General features: G+C 57.2%; 19 protein-coding genes and 2 tRNA genes. 14 read left to right on the top strand and 7 right to left on the bottom strand.

The features are described 5' to 3' along the window. Positions 1–79 precede the first annotated feature (79 nt). Positions 80–152 (top strand) — tRNA-Ile (locus IQ273_RS02785). 173 nt (positions 153–325) lie between these two features. Here IQ273_RS02785 and IQ273_RS02780 read toward each other — a convergent pair. Next, on the bottom strand, positions 326–721 hold the full coding sequence (locus tag IQ273_RS02780) for a hypothetical protein (protein ID WP_194021656.1): 396 nt from the start codon (positions 719–721) through the stop codon (positions 326–328). A 194-nt stretch (positions 722–915) separates the two neighbouring features. Here IQ273_RS02780 and pyrE point away from each other — a divergent pair, with 194 nt between their 5' ends. After that, complete coding sequence (gene pyrE, locus IQ273_RS02775) at positions 916–1,533, top strand: orotate phosphoribosyltransferase (protein WP_194021655.1); 618 nt, start codon at positions 916–918, stop codon at positions 1,531–1,533. After that, the gene (locus IQ273_RS02770) at positions 1,533–2,012 is read left to right on the top strand and encodes a cyclopropane-fatty-acyl-phospholipid synthase family protein (protein ID WP_194021654.1); all 480 of its coding nucleotides are present in this window, start codon (positions 1,533–1,535) and stop codon (positions 2,010–2,012) included. The genes pyrE and IQ273_RS02770 overlap by 1 nt, the downstream gene beginning before the upstream one ends. A 69-nt stretch (positions 2,013–2,081) precedes the next feature. Here the strand turns inward: IQ273_RS02770 and IQ273_RS02765 are convergent, their stop codons facing one another. The 3 genes from IQ273_RS02765 to IQ273_RS02755 form a co-directional block, all read right to left on the bottom strand. Next, positions 2,082–3,140, bottom strand: coding sequence for a class I SAM-dependent methyltransferase (locus tag IQ273_RS02765; protein WP_194021653.1), 1,059 nt, complete (start codon positions 3,138–3,140; stop codon positions 2,082–2,084). Positions 3,141–3,440: 300 nt separating this feature from the next. Beyond that, positions 3,441–4,754, bottom strand: coding sequence for a histidine--tRNA ligase (gene hisS, locus IQ273_RS02760; RefSeq protein ID WP_194021652.1), 1,314 nt, complete (start codon positions 4,752–4,754; stop codon positions 3,441–3,443). Positions 4,755–4,826: 72 nt separating this feature from the next. Further along, positions 4,827–5,114, bottom strand: a complete 288-nt coding sequence (locus IQ273_RS02755; RefSeq protein ID WP_194021651.1) for a helix-turn-helix transcriptional regulator — start codon at positions 5,112–5,114, stop codon at positions 4,827–4,829. A 151-nt stretch (positions 5,115–5,265) separates the two neighbouring features. Between IQ273_RS02755 and IQ273_RS02750 the strand changes: the two genes are divergently transcribed. After that, the gene (locus tag IQ273_RS02750) at positions 5,266–5,700 is read left to right on the top strand and encodes a DUF4168 domain-containing protein (protein WP_194021650.1); all 435 of its coding nucleotides are present in this window, start codon (positions 5,266–5,268) and stop codon (positions 5,698–5,700) included. Positions 5,701–5,741: 41 nt separating this feature from the next. Here IQ273_RS02750 and IQ273_RS02745 read toward each other — a convergent pair whose 3' ends face one another. Beyond that, positions 5,742–7,661 (bottom strand): transglycosylase domain-containing protein, encoded by a 1,920-nt coding sequence (locus IQ273_RS02745; RefSeq protein ID WP_194021649.1) that lies wholly within the window; start codon positions 7,659–7,661, stop codon positions 5,742–5,744. A gap of 406 nt (positions 7,662–8,067) precedes the next feature. Here IQ273_RS02745 and tyrS point away from each other — a divergent pair, with 406 nt between their 5' ends. Further along, positions 8,068–9,300, top strand: a complete 1,233-nt coding sequence (tyrS, locus tag IQ273_RS02740; protein ID WP_228052249.1) for a tyrosine--tRNA ligase — start codon at positions 8,068–8,070, stop codon at positions 9,298–9,300. A 185-nt stretch (positions 9,301–9,485) separates the two neighbouring features. Here the strand turns inward: tyrS and IQ273_RS02735 are convergent, their stop codons facing one another. Then, the gene (locus tag IQ273_RS02735; protein WP_194021648.1) at positions 9,486–10,229 is read right to left on the bottom strand and encodes a phycobilisome rod-core linker polypeptide; all 744 of its coding nucleotides are present in this window, start codon (positions 10,227–10,229) and stop codon (positions 9,486–9,488) included. Between the two features lie 240 nt (positions 10,230–10,469). After that, positions 10,470–11,822 carry a UDP-N-acetylglucosamine 1-carboxyvinyltransferase gene (gene murA / locus IQ273_RS02730; protein WP_194021647.1) on the bottom strand — a complete coding sequence of 451 codons (1,353 nt, stop codon included), beginning with the start codon at positions 11,820–11,822 and terminating at the stop codon, positions 10,470–10,472. 211 nt (positions 11,823–12,033) lie between these two features. On the opposite strand from murA, the gene IQ273_RS02725 reads away from it, so the two are divergent. From IQ273_RS02725 to folP, 9 genes are all read left to right on the top strand, one after another. Then, a tRNA-Leu gene (locus IQ273_RS02725) sits at positions 12,034–12,117 on the top strand. A 34-nt stretch (positions 12,118–12,151) separates the two neighbouring features. After that, a complete protein-coding gene (locus IQ273_RS02720) occupies positions 12,152–12,940 on the top strand; it encodes an RNA methyltransferase (RefSeq protein WP_194021646.1) in 789 nt (262 codons plus the stop codon). A 162-nt stretch (positions 12,941–13,102) separates the two neighbouring features. Further along, a complete protein-coding gene (gene lpdA / locus IQ273_RS02715) occupies positions 13,103–14,539 on the top strand; it encodes a dihydrolipoyl dehydrogenase (protein ID WP_194021645.1) in 1,437 nt (478 codons plus the stop codon). Between the two features lie 263 nt (positions 14,540–14,802). Beyond that, the gene (gene trpC, locus IQ273_RS02710) at positions 14,803–15,696 is read left to right on the top strand and encodes an indole-3-glycerol phosphate synthase TrpC (RefSeq protein WP_194021644.1); all 894 of its coding nucleotides are present in this window, start codon (positions 14,803–14,805) and stop codon (positions 15,694–15,696) included. Between the two features lie 59 nt (positions 15,697–15,755). Next, positions 15,756–16,025 carry a DUF5340 domain-containing protein gene (locus IQ273_RS02705; RefSeq protein ID WP_194021643.1) on the top strand — a complete coding sequence of 90 codons (270 nt, stop codon included), beginning with the start codon at positions 15,756–15,758 and terminating at the stop codon, positions 16,023–16,025. 207 nt (positions 16,026–16,232) lie between these two features. Beyond that, a complete protein-coding gene (locus IQ273_RS35305) occupies positions 16,233–17,030 on the top strand; it encodes a transporter substrate-binding domain-containing protein (RefSeq protein ID WP_194021642.1) in 798 nt (265 codons plus the stop codon). Positions 17,031–17,038: 8 nt separating this feature from the next. Further along, positions 17,039–17,698: an amino acid ABC transporter permease gene (locus tag IQ273_RS35300; RefSeq protein WP_194021641.1), complete on the top strand. Its 660-nt coding sequence runs from the start codon at positions 17,039–17,041 to the stop codon at positions 17,696–17,698. Next, the gene (locus IQ273_RS02690) at positions 17,691–18,413 is read left to right on the top strand and encodes an amino acid ABC transporter ATP-binding protein (RefSeq protein ID WP_194021640.1); all 723 of its coding nucleotides are present in this window, start codon (positions 17,691–17,693) and stop codon (positions 18,411–18,413) included. The genes IQ273_RS35300 and IQ273_RS02690 overlap by 8 nt, the downstream gene beginning before the upstream one ends. 116 nt (positions 18,414–18,529) lie before the next feature. After that, a partial coding sequence (folP, locus tag IQ273_RS02685) for a dihydropteroate synthase (protein WP_194021639.1) occupies positions 18,530–19,404 on the top strand: 875 nt, incomplete at its 3' end.

Raw genomic sequence — 19,404 nt, 5'->3', positions numbered from 1 at the left:
TTAAGCCTCAAACAAAATTTAAGATTATGGTTTAGACCTGCGCGTACAATAGAAAGTGCTTTACCGTTTAGGTAGCATCCCAGGGTTGGCCGAGCGGATTAGGCAGCGAACTCATAATTCGCCCCAGGCAGGTTCAACTCCTGCACCCTGGATTTTTCACCCCCTGTCGGCTCAACTGGGTGTTTGAGTGTCTAGGCTCAGGGCGTTTTTTGCAAAGAAATCCCGCCCTGGATGAACGCTCGTTCGCTCAAGGCGGGAACTTTGCTGATTTAGCTGGATCTGCTTTGGTAAAAATCACTGTTAAACCAGCCCGTGCTACGGATAGCTACAGCTGTTCAAAGATAAACTCTGACCCGACGTAGGGCGCGCTGCTGCTGGGCATGGTCAGCAGGCTGCTGCTGTAGGGGTTGGCCAAATCTGGTACACGGATGGTGGGGTCGCTGGTATTTTGCAGCAGCAAGATATCTCGAACGGCGGCAGAGGTGGCATTGGCATCCCACTCGATCGCGCGCTCAGGGAAGTCGAGGCCAAAAATGCGTTTGGCCTGGCGGGTAATGCCCCGATTTCTGAAGTAGTCGCCGGAGTAGGTGGTACCCAGGTTGTCTAGGGCTTCAGGAATTGTTTCGGGTGCTGTATCCTGGGCGTGCGCTGCCGGCGCAATGACCGCCGCCGCTAGCATTGCCAGCGCCAAACCAGAAATATGATTTAATTGAATGCCCATGGCCAAGCCTCCTCAACTCAATAAAACAGTGCGGGGAATTGGTGCGATTCTGGCATTGTGCCGCTGCCCTGAACCAGGCCTGGGGCCAAAAATGCCCCTATCCTATACAAAACTGTGCCGAACCGATCACCCAGTGCATGTCCTTTATAGCGCGATCGCAGAAAACTGGAGCATTTTTAAGGAATTAACCGCCCATGGACGAGCTACTGCTGAAAATCTCAGCCTCTGATCTGCTTAGTCTAGAAACCGCTGCCCTGCGATCGCCCCTGCTCGATTTGTTTTGCCAGGGAGCCTACCAGGAGGGTGACTTTGTCCTCACCTCGGGGCAGCGCAGCACCTACTACATCAACGGCAAGCTGGTTACCCTGCACCCTCAGGGGTCGCTGATGGTGGGCCGACTGCTGCTCGATTTAGTGCCTGCCGAGACAACCGCCGTGGCGGGGCTCACCCTGGGGGCCGACCCGCTGGTCACCGCCGTTAGCCTGGTCGGCCTCTACAATGAGCGCACCCTATTTCCGCTGATTATTCGTAAAGAGGCCAAGGGGCACGGCACCCGCGCCTACATTGAGGGCATTACCCTACCCCCCGGCAGTGCCGTAACGGTGCTCGAAGACGTGGTCACCACCGGCCAGTCGGCCCTTAAAGCCGTCGACCGCCTCCAGTCTGCCGGGTATCAGGTCGACCAAATTCTGGCCTTAGTCGATCGCCAGCAGGGTGGGGCCGAGCTTTACCAAAGCCAGAATCTCCCCTTTAAGGCCCTGTTTACCATTCAGGATATTCAGGCTCACTGGGCCACGCTCCAGCCCGCCTGATGCCAGCCTTACCTCGTCCCGACATTGGCTTTATACCAACCCCCGCCGATGCCGCCGCCGCCATGCTCAAGCTGGCCGAGCTATCCGCTGCCGATGTAGTCTACGACCTGGGCTGCGGCGATGGTCGTCTGCTGATGCAGGCTGCTGTAGACTATGGCGTTCAGGGGGTAGGCATTGACGTCGACCCAGTCCTTTTAATGCAGGCTCGCGCCCGCGCCCGCCAGGTCGGGGTTAACCATCGACTGACCTTTACCCAAGGCAATTTGTTTGAGGCCGATCTGCACGACGCTACGGTGGTGCTAATCTACCTGCTGCCGCACCTGAATCTGCGGCTGCGATCGCGCCTGCAAACCCAGCTGCGATCGGGTAGCCGCATTGTCTCGCACATGTTTGACATGGGCGATTGGCAGCCCCACCTTACCCAGCGCCTAGAGCCGTCAGAGGAAGATTCTGTACTCTATCTGTGGCGCATTCCCTGAGCACTGTCCAAAAACAGCCCCCGGCAAAGAACCGGAGGCTGTTGGCTTTTGGTACTGTGAGCTAGCGACTTAGGCTACCGCTGGCTTGCGAGCCACCCAGTACTTGCTCATGAAGTGGATCTGATTGCTGACCTCTTCAAAACCTGCATCAGTCATCCGCAGATTGAGGTCGTCGGTGGTGTAGTGGCGGTAATAGGGCTCATGGAACATCGTCGGGAAGTTCTCCATGGCCGCCTCAAACTCAGGTGAGTCGAGCCGCTGAATCGAGTCGCACAGAACTACGGTGCCGCCGGGCTTCACAACCCGATACATCTCGTTGATCACGTTCTGCCGGGCCACCGCCGGTAGCTCGTGGAACAAGAAAACGCTCACCACGCCGTCAAAGTAGTTGTCGATAAAGGGCAGACTCTCGCCATTAGCCTGAATCAGCTGCGGCAGCACACCGGGCTGGGCGGTCAGGGTTTCATTCGCTTTGCGCAGGTAGGTCGGCGACAGGTCCACCCCATACAGCGAGGCTTTGGGCAGTGCCTCACGAATCATGCTCAGAGTGCGACCAGTGCCGCAGGCTACATCCAGCACCTTTGCCCCCTCGGTGATGCCAGCCGTTGTTAGGCCCTGCTTAAGAGGGGCCAGAATGCGCCGCCGCATCGGGTCGGCAGTACCATTGAAGAGGATTTCTACCTGCAGGTCGTACAGGTTAGCCGACATATCGCTCAGGTAGCCGTTGGTCTGGTGGTGAAAGTTTTGCAGGTAGTACTTGGGGTAGCCTGCTGTGTCAATATCATCAGCAAAGGTCTGATGACTACCCTGATTGAATCGATCCCAAATGTTGGGCAGGTCTAGGCATACCAGCGGATAAAACCGAAAGAAATCATCCCAGGGGTTATCGAACAGCAGCTCTTTAGGATAAATGCCCGCTTCGGCATCCTGCCAATCGCGCTCAAGTAAAGCACTCATGCGCTGCTGAAGCAGCTGCAGGGATTTGATATCTAGGGGCGTGGTCTGAACGTCTTTGGGCGGATTAACCGCCTGCATGACCTGGGTGCTAACAGTCTTGTGGGCCAGCCCAAAGTAGCTTTTGCCCTGTTGTAAGGCTTGATAAGCCAGTTTCGTCATGGTGTCAGGCATACAACCAGCAGATGAATTAATTGTTGAACAAAAAATATTTAATCGTGTAAACGATTGTAACGAAAATTCTGAGGGCGTGGGGTCTGCCCATCGATAGGATCCCACACCCTTTAGGGATGAGATAACGCTTTGACGTGTTTAGTCACGAGTGCTCTATTAGACGTGCCGGAGGTACTTTGGCACACTATTTGGCACACTAAGGGATGCGCCTCAAAATAAAGCACCAGCTAGAATAGCTACTCCGTAGTGGATTCCCGCCTGCGCGGGAATGACGTTGAGATTTTATTAATTTTCGAGTCCCTAAAGGCGGGCGTTCTGAATCTGCTGCAAAAACCCATCGATATCGCTGAGCAGCGCGGCTTGCGAAAGGCTGGTTTGGTTGCCGGAGCCCAGCCACTTAATCTGCACGGTGCCCTGGGCTGCTTCGTCGTCGCCCACAATTAGGCAGGCGGCAGCACCGCTGCGATCGGCCCGCTTAAACTGCTTGCCAAAGGCCGAGCCGCTGAGGTCAAGCTCTGCGGACAGACCCCGATGACGTAGTTTTTGGGCCAGCTGTAGGGCGTTGGCCTCGGCCTGTTCGCCCCGCGACACCAGGTAGAGGTCAGGGGCCGCAGTCGTTGTCTGCTGAAGGGTTTCAAGCAGCAGGGTAAGGCGTTCTAGGCCGATCGCCCAGCCCACGGCCGGGGTTGCTGGGCCACCTAGTTCTTCTACCAGGCCGTCGTAGCGACCGCCGCCGCATACCGTCGCCTGAGCCCCCAAATCTTGGGATTGAATTTCAAAAGCTGTGTGAGTGTAGTAGTCGAGCCCCCGCACCAGGCGCGGGTTGAGTTCGAAGTCAATGCCAAGACCGGCGAGTTGATCTAGCACCTGGTCAAAGTTGCGCTTCGACTCAGGCCCGAGATAGTCCAAAATGCTGGGCGCATCGGCGGTAATCGCCTGGGTTTTTTCGTCTTTGCTGTCGAGAATGCGCAGCGGGTTGCGGCTGAGCCGATCGCGCGAATCTGCATCTAGATCGGCGGAGTAGGGGGTGAGGTAGTTGACCAGAGCTTCGCGGTAACGATCACGATCGCTCCTGTCGCCCACCGAGTTGAGATAAAAGGTCAGATTCTTTAACCCCAACGCCTGCAAGATATCGGTGGCCAGGGCAATCACCTCAACATCGGCGCGAGGATCGGCACTGCCCAGCACCTCGACGCCGATCTGGTGAAACTGCCGCTGGCGACCTTTTTGGGGGCGCTCGTAGCGAAACATGGGGCCGGCATACCAGAGCCGCTGCACGCCGCCCTGGGCATAGAGGCTGTGCTGAACGTAGGCCCGCACGACCCCAGCGGTGCCCTCAGGGCGCAGAGTACAGCTGCGATCGCCCTTATCTTTAAAGCTATACATCTCTTTACCCACCACATCGGTGGCCTCACCAATGCCCCGCTCAAACAGTGCGGTGGCCTCAAAGGTGGGGGTGCGAATTTCGCGGTAGACGGCTCGGCCTAAAATATCTCGGGCCGTTGCCTCAACCCGCTGCCAGGTGTGAATATCGGCCACCTTGAGGTCTTGGCCTACAAACTGCGCCTTTGGCACAATATCTTCGGTTCCGGGCAGAGATTGAATCGGCTCCATATCTGAACAGGTGCTCTCAAAGGGCAATACAGAATCCCCATCATAGCCCGTGTTGGACTCAGAGCCAGTGACTCAAGCCTCCTGGCTTTCGGGTTTGGCCTCAGGCAGCACGCAGCAGTTGACTTCGTCGATACAGACCTTACCCGACTGCAATGCCCACCGAAACAGCGCCACCCGATTACCTGTTGCTGTCTTCGTCAAGATGTTGCTGATATGGTTGTCGACGGTGCGCTTGCTAATTTCTAGCTTTTCAGAAATTTCCTGGTTGGTTAGCCCCGATGCCACTAGCTCTACGATCTGTAGCTCCCGGTCAGAAAGGCTTCCCTGACCGGGTACCGGAGACATCTCATCGCTTGCCATAGCGGTCTGTTCCCTTTGTCATTATGTATTTATGCTTATGTCTACTACCACTATAGGCGATCTGGTTTCGGGTAGGCTTCTAGAACAGGTTCGAGGCGATAGTGCAATGGGCTATGGGTGGATAACTGCCGCTATCAATAAGCCTCTAGCCATGCTAATCAGGGTAAACAACCGCTTAGCCCAGTGGAAAAAGGGCTTGGTTGGTCTCAGCTTGATCGCCCTGTTGCTGCTAGGGTTCGGCCTACCGGTGATCGCAGCCCCGACAATGCCCACTGCCGATGCTGCTCCCTTGGCGACTCCTACCGCTCCCGATGCTAACGACATTCCCTCTGAGACCGTCAGCCGCTTTGTCAGGGCCTATATAGCTGTGGTCAAGCTGATCGAATCGCGCGAGCTGAGCCTACAGCGGGCCGAAACCGACACCGAGTCGCACCAAATGCAGCAAGAGATTCAGGCGGCTGCCCTAGAGTTAATTCAGGCTGACGGGCTCACCCTGTCGGCCTACTGGGAACTGCTGGGGCTAGCCAATAGCGACCCAGAATTTCGCGATCGCGTCCTGGCCCAAATCGACGAAGCCGATCCCTAATCTTTGTGCCCAAAACACCAGTTCAGCATTCACTGCCCTCCCTAGGGCTGCACAAACTCCGAAGGCCGCTTGAAATTTTCGACCGGCACATTGACTAAAGCCTGCTGCATAAAGTCTTTCCACACCGGGGCGGCGTAGGTGCCCCCAGTCGTGCCCGCTCGCATCGGCGAGTAGTTGTCGTTACCGATCCACACCGCCGTTGAAAGCTGGGGCACATAGCCCACAAACCACACGTCGCGCTGGGAGTCGGTGGTGCCGGTTTTACCGGCGGCGGGCCTTCCAATCTGGGCGGCTGTACCCGTGCCTCGGGCAATTACGCCTTGCAGCACATCGGTGAGTGAAGCGGCGGCCCAGGGGTCGAGCACTAGCTGGGGCTGGGGGGTATTGTCGAGCAGCACATTGCCGCTGCTGTCGCTCACCTGCACAATAAAGGTTGGCTCAGAGTACCAGCCATTGCTGGCAAAGGTGGCGTAGGCACCGGCCATTTCCATCGGGGTCAGATCTACCGATCCCAAGGGGAGCGAGGTCACGGGCTGCATCGGGCTGGTAATACCCAGGGTGCGGCACAACTCAATAATTTGGTTGACCCCGACTGCCTGGCCTAGCTTTACTGCTGGCACGTTGCGCGACATTTCCAGGGCCGTGCGAATGGGGATATTGCCCATAAAACTACCGTCATAGTTTTTAGGACTGTAGGAGCGATAGCCGTCGGGATAGCTGACTGGGGTATCGGCAATAGAGCTGGCTGGTGTATAGCGTCCAGTGGCAAAGGCTGTGTAGTACACAAATGGCTTGAAGGCCGACCCTGGCTGCCGGTAAGCCTGAATGGCGCGGTTGAACTGGCTTTGCTGGTAGTCAACTCCGCCCACCATAGCTTTGACAAAGTGGGTGCGGGGGTCAATGGCCACCAGCGCCATCTGGTCAGCGATGTGGCGAATCCGGGCATTGTGCCGCTGCACGGTGGCTTCGGCCATTTGCTGCATACCCAGGTCGACGGTGGTCTGCACTCGCATGCCGCCCTTCACCACCGCCTCGTTACCAAAGCGCTGCTTTAGCTCCTGCACCGTCGCCTCAGTCACGTAGGGGGAAATGCTGCTGCGAAACGATTTCACCTCACCCACCAGCAGAGGGGCGTCTCGGGCTGCCAACTCTTCTTCAGGCGTAATCCAGCCCAGCTGACGCATGCGGTTGAGTACAATTGCCTGCCGTTCCTTCGTGGCCTGGTAGTTTTGGAAGGGGCTGTAGCTCTCTGGAGCCTGAATCAACCCCGCTACCATCGCCGCTTCGGGCAGGGTCAAATCTCTAGCCGATTTGTTGAAGTAGCTTTGGGATGCTGTTTCCGCGCCGTAGTTGTTGTGCCCCCAGTACACCTGGTTGAGGTACATCTCCAAAATTTCGTCTTTGCTGAAGATTTGCTCCAGGCGCAGGGCTAGCACCGCCTCTGCCACTTTGCGACTCACGGCTCGCTCGGGAGTCAAAAATAGGTTCTTCACCAGCTGCATGGTGATGGTAGAACCGCCCTCTACCGCTGACCCAGCCGCTACGTTGGCCAGCATGGCTCGGCCTACACTACTGGGGTTGATGCCGTTGTGGGAGTAAAAATAGCTGTCTTCGATCGCCAACACGGCCCGCTTTAGGTGGGGAGATATGTCGTCGAGATCGACGACTTCGCGGTTGGCCTCATCGTGGAGGCTATGGAGCAGGGTGCCATTGATGTCGTAGATGTAGCTAGTCTCGCTGGGTACATAGTTGCGCAGCACCCGCACATCGGGCAGGTTGCGAAAGCTAATGGCCAGCCCCACCAACCCGCCCGCCAGTACAGAACTGGCAATCATGGTGGTGCCCAGGAGTGCCGCTGCGGATACCTGGCCCACGTCTTGCACATACTTGAGTACGTTGGGCGCTCGGCGCAGGGGCTGAGGCTGAGATCGACTTTTGTGGCGAAGGGTGTTGGATGACACGTTGGCTATTAAAGGCTGCTAAAGATGACGATGCTAGGTAACGATAGATGCTAGAAGCTGCTTTTGAACGAGGCTGCTTTTCAATGGGTAGTGCGCGTCGGTAGGTGACGGTTAGGACATTATAATGACCCTCTAGATAAGTGAACCTGCCCCTGGTGTTTACAGTCTACTCAAACACATCAAAGGGGCTAGTCCAGACCGTTATGCGGCGAGGATGCTGAGAGACCGACTTGATGCGCGATCGCAAGCACGCCTATCCTAGCCTCGCCGATGGTTATAAGGAGAAGCCAAGGGCCAGTTCTGTCAAAAACTATACTATTGGGCCGCGATCGCCCAGTCCCCACCGTTACTGTTCTGATTAGCTCCCCGCCTGCCTACCTACCCCCTAACTCCGTTCGTACTCACCATGCCCCAGGCCAATTCCAGCGCTCCCCCCGCTCAGTTCGAGCGTATTTACCGGGGCATTAGCGAGGTCTTTCCTGACCAGCCCGACTCCAGCGACCCCGAGCAAAACCTAGTGCAGCAGCTGCTCCAGGGCGATCGCCCCCTGCGGGTCAAGTTGGGTATTGACCCCACCGGGGCCGAAATTCATCTGGGCCACAGCATTCCGGTGCGCAAGCTGCGCGCCTTTCAGGATGCTGGCCATACCGCTGTACTGATCATTGGCGATTTTACCGCCCGCATTGGTGATCCCACCGGCAAGTCAGAGGTGCGCCGCCAGCTTACCGAGGCTGATGTTAAGGCCAACGCCGAAACCTACCTTGAACAGGTGCGCCCCATTCTTGACTTTGACACTCCAGGGCGGCTGGAGGTGCGCTACAACTCCGAGTGGCTATCTGGTCTCGATCTAGGCAAAATTCTGGAACTGCTCAGCACCATGACCGTGGGGCAAATGCTGGCCAAAGAGGGCTTTTCCGAGCGCTACGGCAAAGGCGATCCGGTGTTTCTACACGAGTTTCTCTACCCCCTGATGCAGGGCTACGACTCGGTAGCTGTGCAGTCTGATGTGGAGCTGGGCGGCACCGACCAAAAGTTCAATATTGCCGTCGGTCGCGACTTGCAGCGACACTTCGGCCTCAGGCCTCAGTTTGGCCTGCTGCTGCCCCTGCTGCTGGGCACCGACGGCAGCCAAAAAATGTCGAAATCTTTGGGCAACTACGTAGGGCTACAGGAAGACCCATTGAGCATGTACTCCAAGCTCGAAAAAGTGCCCGACGCTTTGATTGACGACTATTTTGAGCTGCTGACGCCCTTCGACCTCGGCACGCTGCCGGAAAAACCGCGCGATCGCCAGAAAATGCTGGCCCTAGAGGTCACCCGCCAGTTCCACGGTGAGGCAGCGGCCCAGCAGGCCCAGCAGGCCGCCATTAGCTTGGTACAGGGTACCGGCGAACCAGCGGCAGGCGTGCCCGAGTTTTCCCTGACCGGGGTCAACTTCCCAGCCAAGCTGTTTTACCTGGTGGGGTCTACCAGCCTGTGCGCCAGCAGCAGCGAAGCCCGTCGCCAAATCCAGGGAGGGGCCGTCAAGCTCGATGGCGAAAAGCTAACCGACCCCAACCAGGAATTTGCCAGCGCCGACGAACTAGCGGGCAAAGTAGTTCAAGTGGGCAAGAAAAAGTTTGCCCGACTGGTTCCTTAAACCGTGTTGGTCTGCCCATCTGCGGGGGATAGGTTAGTGGGGTTCAGGGTTCAAGGTTCACGGTTCACGGCAGGCCTGAAACCTGAAACCTTGAACCTGAAACCTCGAACCCTAAACCTCGAACCTTAAACCTCGTCCCCTGCCCCCTGGGCCGTTAGAGCTGCCACGATTAAATCGGCCAAGTCCTAGCGGGCAGGCTGAATCAGCAGGTGACGCAGCTTATCGCGATCGCCGACAGAGAGGGTAGCCGCAAATTTTTCTAAATCCTGTGGGTTCATTGTGCTGAGCACCTGGTGCAGAGCATCGAGCCCTGGGGCCTGCGCCGAGGCCGCACGGGAGGCATTAGGTTCAGGCAGGCTACAGCTACCGCCGTCGCAGTTGAGATGCAGGTCGTGCCAGAACATAGTTGGTACAATCCAGCCCCGCCGTCCGTGCAGTTCATGGAGCAGCACATCGGTTTCCCAAAATGTTTTGGGTGAAGGATAGCTTTCCTCAGTCCAGGCGTGGGGCACCGTAAAGCAGCCAAAATGCCGCAGATAGTCTTCCGAATCGAGTAGGGCGGTAATCATCGCTTTTACTCCCTGACGCATCAGAATATCGCAGTAGCGGTGCATTTCTGCTGGGTCACTGGGAGCGCGACCAATAAAGTGCTTAAAGCACAGCTCAATAAATTTAGGATTTGAGGAGTTGTAGTAAAACTCGTTGAGATATACCTCAGAATGGCCCAGCTCGCGCAGGAACCGCTTGACGCCGATTTTGTTCTTTAAAAATTCTGCCTCGGTTTTAGCTAGCTGTTTGCGCTCAAACCCATAGGGCTGTCGTTCTAAAACCTGAGCATAGATCTGGTGCAAAGCCGCCTGGCGCTCTTCCCCGGGAGACTGCCGACTTACCGTAATTTCTTTAACCGAAAACTCATCTGTAGACGTCATGGCAAACCTTCCTGCAAAAGAGAGTATCAACCATCTTGTGGCTTACGCTCAGACTGCCCAGGGACGAATTCTGGTCGATGGTTTTGATGCTTTTCTTAACCAATACGAATCGACCCCACCGTCGTAACAGCAGGGTCGATTCGTATGAAACGCCGATTTTGACAGCTAGGGCGGGGCGATCGCCCGTTAATGCTTGCCTTGGGCTAGGTCTGTAGCTTAAGGCCCCGCCCTAGCGATATTCTATACCGGTACCGTTACCCCATCGGTGTAGCGGTGCAGGTTAGCCCCCAGCAGGCGCAGCTTGCCCTCTAGGTCGTCGTAACCGCGATCGAGGTGGTGTAAGCCCTGAATGGTAGTGGTACTCTTGGCCGCAAGCCCTGCCAACACCAGAGCAGCCGAGGCCCGCAAGTCAGTGGCCAGCACCGGCGCACCGGAGAGCTGGTGTACACCTTTAATAATGGCGCAGTTGCCGTTAAGGCGAATATCAGCCCCCATGCGGTTGAGTTCAGCCACGTGGCGCAGGCGATTTTCAAACACTGTTTCGGTGATCAGGCTGCTGCCTTCGCAGACCGCCATCAGGGCCATAAACTGGGCCTGCATATCGGTAGGGAAGCCGGGGAACGGCCCGGTCTGAATATCGGTAGGCGCAATAGAGTGGGACGGCACGTAGCGCACTCGGTTGGGGCCGTCGGTAATGACCTGGCCGCCAATTTCGTGGAGCTTGGCAATTACGGCGGTTAAGTGCTCAGGAATAATGGGAGCAATGCTGATTTCGGAACGGGTAATGGCCCCGGCCACCAAAAACGTACCCGCCTCGATGCGGTCTGGAATAATGCCGTAGTCGGTGCTGTGCAGGCTGGGTACGCCCACGATAGTAATAGTGTTGGTGCCCGCCCCGCGAATCCGCGCCCCCATGGCTCGGCAGAAGTTGGCTAGATCGGTCACCTCAGGCTCTTGGGCAGCATTTTCAATAATGGTTTCGCCGTCCGCTAGGGTGGCAGCCATCATCAGGGTTTCGGTGGCTCCCACGCTGGGGTAGTCGAGGTAGATTTTGGCTCCCTTGAGCCGTCCACCGCTGCCGGGTACGTAGGCGTGAACGGTGCCGTGCTCAATGTGTACATCGGCCCCCATCGCCTGCAACCCACGGACGTGTAGCTCAACCGGGCGTGCCCCAATCGCACAACCGCCGGGCAGGGGAATGCGCGCTACCCCCATGCGGGCGAGCAGTGGACCAATGACAAAAAAGCTGGCCCGCAGCCGACTGACAACGTCGTAGGGGGCTTTGGTGTGGGCAATGGTGCTGGCATCGACGGTGAGGGCATCGCCCTCGCGCTTGAGCTTGACCCCTAGGGCGGTTAGCACCTCACCCATGCGAGCAATATCCATCAGGTTGGGGATATTGCGAATGCGGCAGGGCTGTGAGCAGAGCAGCGTACCTGCCATTACGACTAAGGCTGAATTTTTGGCTCCGCTAATGGTGACCTGGCCTGCTAAGGGAGCACCGCCAGTGATCTCGAGCACAGCACCATCCGCCTCGGCAGCGGTTAAGGGGTTGGGCAAACCAATGGATGTAACGATGGCGGTGTCCTCCACAACTGATAACTCCACTTTTCCCCAAATTTTCGTCTAGATTCTACCCGAAACCATCAATTTCGCCATAGCAATCCAGATCCATTTGCCAAACTTGGCCACATCAGGATAGCTGATTCATTCAGAATCACGAAATCTTTTTTCAAACGCTTGACTCTGGTGCTCTATGGGTGCATGATTACAAGTCGCGGCGTTCATAAAAAACGCCCGGCCAGCGGAACTGGCGGAATTGGTAGACGCGCTAGGTTCAGGTCCTAGTGTTAGCAATAACATCCGGGTTCAAGTCCCGGGTTCCGCATTCATCGGTAAACGGTTAACCAGGGGATGTAGTCATGCTTACGAGCCTGCAAAATCCTCTGGTTAAGTTTATTCGCAAGCTGCATCAGGCCAAAGTACGGCGATCGCAGGCCCAATTTCTGCTCGAAGGCACTCACCTGATCCAGGAAGCCTTGGCCGCTGACTATCCCCTACAAGTTGCCTGCTACACCCCTGAGTGGCAGCAAGCTCATGCCGATCTAGCCCTAGCCCTGGAGCAGCGGGCCGATCGCGTCGAGCAGGTGTCTGCGGCGGTGCTAGAAGGTATGGCCACGACTCAGCATCCTGATGGGGTGGTGGCGATCGCTCCCCAAGTCTTTCGTTCTCCAAATCCAGCGATTCAGGGCATTGGGCTGGTGGTGGAAACCCTGCAAGACCCCGGCAACCTGGGCACCATCATTCGCACGGCGGTAGCCGCCGGAGCCGAGGGCCTGTGGCTCAGCGCCGACAGCGTGGCTCCCGACCATCCCAAGGTGTTGCGGGCCTCGGCGGGCCAGTGGTTTCGGCTACCCCTCGCGGTGGTAGATGATCTGAGTTCTGTCGTGACAGAGTGGGATCAGGCTGGAGTGCAGCTAGTGGCCACCAGTTCCCACGCCACCACGGATTACTGGTCGGTAGACTTTACCCAGCCGACGGTGATTGTGCTGGGTAACGAAGGGGCCGGGCTGTCTAAAGCCCTGCAGCGACAGGCCACAGTGGAGGTGTGCATCCCGATGGCGGGGGCAGTAGAATCGCTAAATGTAGGGATTGCGGCAGCACTACTGCTCTACGAGGCGCGGCGACAGCGATCGGTGGTAGAGGTTTGAGGTCGAGGAGTTGTCTGATTGCCCCTGGTAGTCAAGAATGAAAGAAAACTTTAGTCCTTATGTAGGGTCAATGCCCTTGGGGGTCTCTGGGGTTAAAGCTCTCCATTGTCCCACCTTCAACTAAGTAACCCTGTTTTTGGATCACCTGTTCAGGAGCCTGCTGTGAGCGACGCATTTGATTACGACCTGCTGATTATTGGCGCTGGGGTGGGGGGCCATGGGGCTGCCCTGCACGCGGTGAAGCGGGGGCTAAAAACGGCCATTGTCGAGGCCGATGTGATGGGGGGCACCTGCGTCAACCGGGGCTGCATTCCCTCTAAGGCTCTGCTGGCGGCCTCTGGCCGGGTGCGCGAGCTGCGCAACGAGCACCATCTAAAATCACTGGGTATTTCGGTGGGCAATGTTACCTACGATCGCGAGGCGATCGCCGACCACGCCAAAAACCTGGTCAGCAAGATTCAGGGCGATATGACCAATAGCCTGAGCCGACTGGGGGTCGATATTGTCAAGGGCTGGGCCAGGCTGGCGGGGGAGCAGAAGGTAGCGATCGCCACTCCCGACGGCGAAAAAATTGTTACGGCTCAGGACATCATTCTGTCGCCGGGTTCGGTGCCTTTTGTGCCCCCCGGCATTGAGACCGACGGCAAAACGGTGTTTACCAGCGACGAAGCGCTCAAGCTCGACTGGCTACCCGACTGGATCGCCATCATCGGCAGTGGCTACATCGGCCTGGAGTTCTCGGACGTCTACACCGCCCTGGGCTGCGAAGTCACCATCATCGAAGCGCTGGATCAGCTGATGCCTACCTTCGACCCCGACATCGCCAAGATCGCCCAGCGGGTGCTGATTGCCCCTCGTGACATCGAAACCCGCGCTGGCGTGATCGCCCAAAAGGTGACGCCCGGATCGCCTGTGGTGATCGAGCTAGCCGATCGCGAAACCCGAGAAGTGGTCGAAACCCTGGAAGTTGATGCCTGCCTGGTGGCCACGGGCCGCATTCCTGCTACCAAAGATCTGGGGTTAGAGCGAGTTGGCGTGGAGGCCGATCGGCGCGGCTTTATTCCCGTAGACGACCACCTACAGGTGCTGCGCAACGGTGAGCCGGTGCCCCATCTGTGGGCGATCGGCGATGCCACTGGCAAGATGATGCTGGCCCACGCGGCCTCGGCCCAGGGTATTCTCACCATCGAAACCATCTGCGGCGAGCCTCGCACCGTCAATTACCTAAGCATTCCGGCAGCGGCCTTTACCCACCCTGAGGTCAGCTTTGTCGGCATGACCGAACCCGCTGCCAAACTGATGGCCGAGGCCGAGGGCTTTATGATCGACACCGTGCGCACCTACTTTAAGGGCAACTCCAAGGCCCTGGCCGAGGGCGAGTCGGACGGGCTGGCCAAGGTAATTTACCGCAAAGACACAGGGGAAATTCTCGGTGCCCACATTATTGGTATGCACGCGGCAGATCTGATTCAGGAGGCGGCCAATGCGATCGCCAATGGCCAAACCGTTACCGACTTGTCGTTCTGCGTGCACACCCACCCCACCCTCTCGGAGGTGCTCGACGAGGCCTTTAAGCGAGCGGTGGTGGTCCCCGCCTGATCAGCGGGCACTGCCCACCGTTCTCTCTGGCGATCGCTCGATCTACCCGCAGCCGCGATCGTCGCCATTCCCCAGTGTAATTCTCGTAGGGTGGGCATTGCCCACCTTTCCGCCCTGCCCTGATCCGACCAACCTGCTGCTGCGATCGCGTCATGCCCGGTTCTAATACTCTGCTCTTTTCCCAGGGTTAATGGTGGGCAGTGCCCACCCTACAATTGAGACACTGGCCCAATCTAAAACTGCCAATCCAAACTCCAAAATTAATGAAGATTCGTCGCCGCCCTCCCAACCCCGCCGTTGCGGTCAAAAACTTGCAGTATCAAATCAAAGCCGACGACGCTGAACCCAGGCACATTTTAGAAAAAATTGTTTGGCACAAAGAAACCGAGGTGGCCGCTCTGCGAGAGCGACTGCCCCTGGCCGATTTACAGCGACAGGTGCTGGATGCGCCGCCGCCGCGTGACTTTGTGGCCGCCCTGCGGGACGGGTGCACGACCCCGGCCCTGATCGCCGAGGTAAAAAAAGCCTCCCCCAGCCAGGGCGTAATGCGGGCCGACTTTGACCCGGTGGCGATCGCCCAAACCTACGCCGCCCACGGGGCCACCTGCCTCTCGGTGCTTACCGACAAAGCCTTTTTTCAGGGCGACTTTGAGTACCTGGCCCAAATTCGTCAGGCGGTGGACCTGCCCCTGCTGTGCAAAGAGTTCATCATCTACCCCTATCAAATGTATCTGGCCCGATCTAAAGGGGCCGATGCCGTGCTGCTGATCGCCGCTATTTTGACCGATCAAGATTTGACTTATTTTGTGCAGATCGCCAAGGCTCTGGGCATGGCGGTGCTGGTCGAAGTCCACACCCTCGAAGAACTCGATCGGGTGTTGGCGGTGCCGGGGCTGGCGCTAATTGGCATTAACAATCGCGATCTAGAGACCTTCACCACCCGGCTAGAGACTACCGCAGACCTGATTACGGCCCGCCGCGATCAGCTGAACGCCAGCAAAGCCTTGGTCGTCAGCGAATCGGGCATTCACACCCCGGCAGATCTAAAGGCGGTGGCTGCGGCCGGGGCAACCGCTGTACTGGTTGGTGAATCGCTGATTCGGCAGCCCGACCCTGGGCTTGCCATCGACCAGCTTTACGAAAAAAATACCGTATAGATACTGCGGTCTTTCAGTACTTCCTGTTTAATCATTAGATCGAACCCTGGGGCACCGCAATGGCAAATCTAGGCAAACCGCTCCCGCTACCTTCCCACATTCACTACGAACTGCTGCTGCGACTGCTTGAACAGCAGACTATGTCGGTGGCCTACCAAAATCCCCAACTTCGGATGCAGGTGCAGGGGCTGATTGTTGCCCTGCGCAAGGCGTTGTCGCAGCAGCGCCAGCTCGAAGAAACCTGTAAACAGGCCAAAATTGACGTCGAATATCAGTGGTCGACCAATCAACTGGGCGATCGCTTTTTGCCAGAAGATGTCGTCCCGTAAAGTTAGGCCAGCGATCGGGTACCACCACCGACCAAAACCGCAACTTTGCTAAACGGTAGCCCCTATTACTTCCAGGGCAAAATTTTCTCTGCAAGCTATCAGGAATGTCGCTCGGTGCTGGCCAAGATCCAGCCTCGTGTTTTAGAGTTATGGCTTCTGGGAGGTTTCCCTAGCCCTGTAGACCTGATTACTGCTGGAGAAGAGTCTATGAAACGACGTTGGTTTTTAGCATCTACCGCAGCGGTGGCGCTGGCCACGGTGAGTTTGACCGCTGCTTGTGGGGGGAATGAGTCTGCTGAGGGCGGTGAGGCTGCGGGCGGCGTTCTCACTATGGCCACCTCTGCCGACTACCCTCCATACGAGTTTGTGGAGACCGCCGGGGGTACCGAAGAAATCGTCGGCTTTGACGTCGATATTGCTCGCCACATTGCTACCGAGCTGGGCTACGACCTCGAAATTACCAACATCGACTTTAACGGCCTGATTCCGGCTCTACAGGCTGGCCGGGCCGACTTTGTGATGGCGGGTATGACCCCTACCGAAGAACGCCAGCAAAACGTCGATTTTTCTGACATTTACTACACCGCCCAGCAAACGATTGTTTCGCCCTCAGGCAGTGGCATTACGTCTCCAGCCGACTTAGAAGACAAAACTGTAGGGGTACAGCTGGGCTCAATTCAGGAGGGGCTAGCCCAAGATTTGGCGACAGAAACTCCCGGCATGGAGCTGTCACCCCTCAACCGCATCAACGAAATCGTGCAGGAGCTGAAGTCGGGCCGTATTGATGCGGCCATTATCGAAGATACGGTGGCGAAGGGATTTTTGGAGAACAACCCCGACCTAGAGGCGGTCGTGATTCCAGAAGAAGGTCCGGTGGGGTCGGCGATCGCATTCCCCAAAGACTCTGAACGGGTAGACGACTTTAACCAGGTGCTGGCCGAAATGGAGTCGAGCGGTTTGATGGAAGAGCTAATCGTCAAGTGGTTTGGCGATGGGGCCGAGTAGTCACCTCTATGAACCTAGACTTTGGCCAAATTCTGCCGTCGCTGCCCTTTATTATCCAGGGCATTTTAGTCACTCTCAGGTTTACGGTACTATCGGCGCTGCTGGGGTTTACCCTGGGCACCCTGCTGTCGCTGCTGAAGATCTCCAGCATTAAGCCGCTGCGGTGGTTTGCGGAATTTTATACGTCAATTTTTCGCGGCACACCGCTGATTTTGCAGCTGGCGCTAGTGTACTTTGCCACTCCCCAGCTAATTGGCTACAGGATCTCGCCGATTGAGGCGGGGGTGTTTACCTTCTCGCTCAATTCGGCTGCCTACAGCTCGGAAACCATTCGGGCGGGCATTATGGCCGTCGATAAAGGCCAGCGGGAGGCGTCGATGTCGCTGGGGGTAGCCTACCGACCCATGATGCTCGATATTATTTTGCCCCAGGCGTTTAAGAATATTCTGCCCGCTCTGGTCAATGAGACCATTGCGCTACTGAAAGATTCGGCTCTGGTGTCTACTATTGGAGCATTAGACCTGATGCGGCGGGCTCAGGTGGTGGCAGGTCAGACCTTTCTCTATTTTGAGCCGCTGATTGTGGTAGGGGTGATTTACTACGTCATGGTGATGGGGCTAACCCAGGCAGCCCAAGTTCTTGAGCGGAGGATGCGCCGCAGTGATTAGAATCGAGCACTTAGTCAAATCCTTCGGGCCATTGGAGGTGCTGAGGGACATTTCTACCCAGGTCGATACCGGGGAGGTGGTGGCGATTATTGGCCCCTCGGGGTCGGGCAAGTCGACGCTGCTGCGCTGCATTAACCTGCTGGAGGTGCCTACTGCTGGGCACATTTTTATCGATAGCATCGACATTACCTCACCCAAGTGCGACATTCTCAAGGTGCGCCAGAACGTGGGCATGGTGTTTCAGCATTTCAACCTGTTTCCACATAAAACGGTGTTGAGTAACCTCACCTACGCACCGATGAAGGTGCGGGGGCTCTCGAAGGCGGATGCGGGCAAAATTGCGCTGGATCTGCTGGCTAAGGTAGGGATGTCGGAGAAGGCTGACCAATATCCTTCACGGCTGTCGGGGGGGCAAAAGCAGCGGGTAGCGATCGCCCGCGCCCTGGCCATGGAGCCCGATGTGATGCTGTTTGATGAGCCCACCAGCGCCCTCGACCCCGAAATGGTGAAGGAAGTGCTAGACGTGATGAAAGCTCTGGTCAAAACCGGCATTACGATGTGCATTGTCACCCACGAGATGGGGTTTGCCCGCGAGGTGGCCGATCGCGTTTTGTTTCTCGACGGGGGCTATCTGGTCGAAGATGCGCCGCCGGATGTGTTTTTCAGCGCACCCAAGAGCGATCGCGCTCAGCAGTTTTTAGAGAAGGTGCTGTAGCTAGGGTTTCAGGTTTAGGGTTTAAGGTGTCAGGAAGAACCTGAAACCTGATACCTGAAACTCTATATCTCCTAATTCGTTTAAGCTAGGCAGAGATTCTAGCTGAGGCAACCTCCATGTCTGTGCTTGCAGCGCCGTCTGCCTGGACAATTCGCGATCGCACCTTTATCTGGGGCAGCCGCACCTATCTGATGGGAGTGCTCAACGTAACCCCCGACAGCTTTAGCGACGGTGGCCAGTTCAACACGGTAGAGCGGGCAGTGGCCCAGGCTCGCCACCTGGTGCACCACGGTACCGACATTCTCGACATTGGTGGTCAGTCAACCCGGCCTGGGGCTGAGTCGATTTCTCGCACCGAGGAGCTGGAACGGGTGATTCCAGTCATTGAAGCCATTCGTCGGGATGACGACGATATTCTGGCTCAGGCGATTATCTCGGTGGATACCACGCGGTCATCGGTGGCGCGGGCGGCGGTGCGGGCTGGGGTCGACATTGTTAACGACATTTCGGCGGGCACCTACGACAAGGGCATGCTCTCGACAGTGGCCGACCTGGGCGTGCCGATTATGATCATGCACCTGCGGGGCACCCCGATTACCATGCAGCAGCGCACCGATTATCACGATATGGTGGGCGAGATTTACGAATTTTTGCAGCACCAGATCGAAGCGGCGATCGCAGTCGGCGTTAAACCCAGCAAGATTGCCGTTGACCCCGGCCTGGGCTTTGCCAAAACCTCTGCCCAGAGCCTAGAACTGCTGCGGCAGATCAGTCGGTTTCGCGAGTTGGGCCGCCCGCTGCTGGTTGGCCCCTCGCGCAAGAGCTTTATCGGCCACATTCTCGACCAGCCCGACCCCCAGCAGCGAGTGTGGGGTACGGCGGCGGCCTGTTGTGCGGCGATCGCAGGCGGGGCGGACATTCTGCGCGTCCACGATGGGGCGGAGATGCACGATGTGTGTCGGGTGGCGGATGCGATTTGGCGGGGGAAGGG

The organism is Nodosilinea sp. LEGE 07298 (assembly GCF_015207265.1).
GTDB lineage: Bacteria > Cyanobacteriota > Cyanobacteriia > Phormidesmidales > Phormidesmidaceae > Nodosilinea.
This window is presented reverse-complemented; position numbering and strand designations above follow the sequence as displayed.

Excerpts from the sequence above, each read along its gene's own strand:
- IQ273_RS02780 (WP_194021656.1), bottom strand. The coding sequence starts at position 721 with ATGGGCATTCAATTAAATCATATTTCTGGTTTGGCGCTGGCAATGCTA.
- pyrE (WP_194021655.1), top strand. The coding sequence starts at position 916 with ATGGACGAGCTACTGCTGAAAATCTCAGCCTCTGATCTGCTTAGTCTA.
- IQ273_RS02770 (WP_194021654.1), top strand. The coding sequence starts at position 1,533 with ATGCCAGCCTTACCTCGTCCCGACATTGGCTTTATACCAACCCCCGCC.
- IQ273_RS02765 (WP_194021653.1), bottom strand. The coding sequence starts at position 3,140 with ATGCCTGACACCATGACGAAACTGGCTTATCAAGCCTTACAACAGGGC.
- hisS (WP_194021652.1), bottom strand. The coding sequence starts at position 4,754 with ATGGAGCCGATTCAATCTCTGCCCGGAACCGAAGATATTGTGCCAAAG.
- IQ273_RS02755 (WP_194021651.1), bottom strand. The coding sequence starts at position 5,114 with ATGGCAAGCGATGAGATGTCTCCGGTACCCGGTCAGGGAAGCCTTTCT.
- IQ273_RS02750 (WP_194021650.1), top strand. The coding sequence starts at position 5,266 with ATGCTAATCAGGGTAAACAACCGCTTAGCCCAGTGGAAAAAGGGCTTG.
- tyrS (WP_228052249.1), top strand. The coding sequence starts at position 8,068 with ATGCCCCAGGCCAATTCCAGCGCTCCCCCCGCTCAGTTCGAGCGTATT.
- IQ273_RS02735 (WP_194021648.1), bottom strand. The coding sequence starts at position 10,229 with ATGACGTCTACAGATGAGTTTTCGGTTAAAGAAATTACGGTAAGTCGG.
- IQ273_RS02720 (WP_194021646.1), top strand. The coding sequence starts at position 12,152 with ATGCTTACGAGCCTGCAAAATCCTCTGGTTAAGTTTATTCGCAAGCTG.
- trpC (WP_194021644.1), top strand. The coding sequence starts at position 14,803 with ATGAAGATTCGTCGCCGCCCTCCCAACCCCGCCGTTGCGGTCAAAAAC.
- IQ273_RS02705 (WP_194021643.1), top strand. The coding sequence starts at position 15,756 with ATGGCAAATCTAGGCAAACCGCTCCCGCTACCTTCCCACATTCACTAC.
- IQ273_RS35305 (WP_194021642.1), top strand. The coding sequence starts at position 16,233 with ATGAAACGACGTTGGTTTTTAGCATCTACCGCAGCGGTGGCGCTGGCC.
- IQ273_RS35300 (WP_194021641.1), top strand. The coding sequence starts at position 17,039 with ATGAACCTAGACTTTGGCCAAATTCTGCCGTCGCTGCCCTTTATTATC.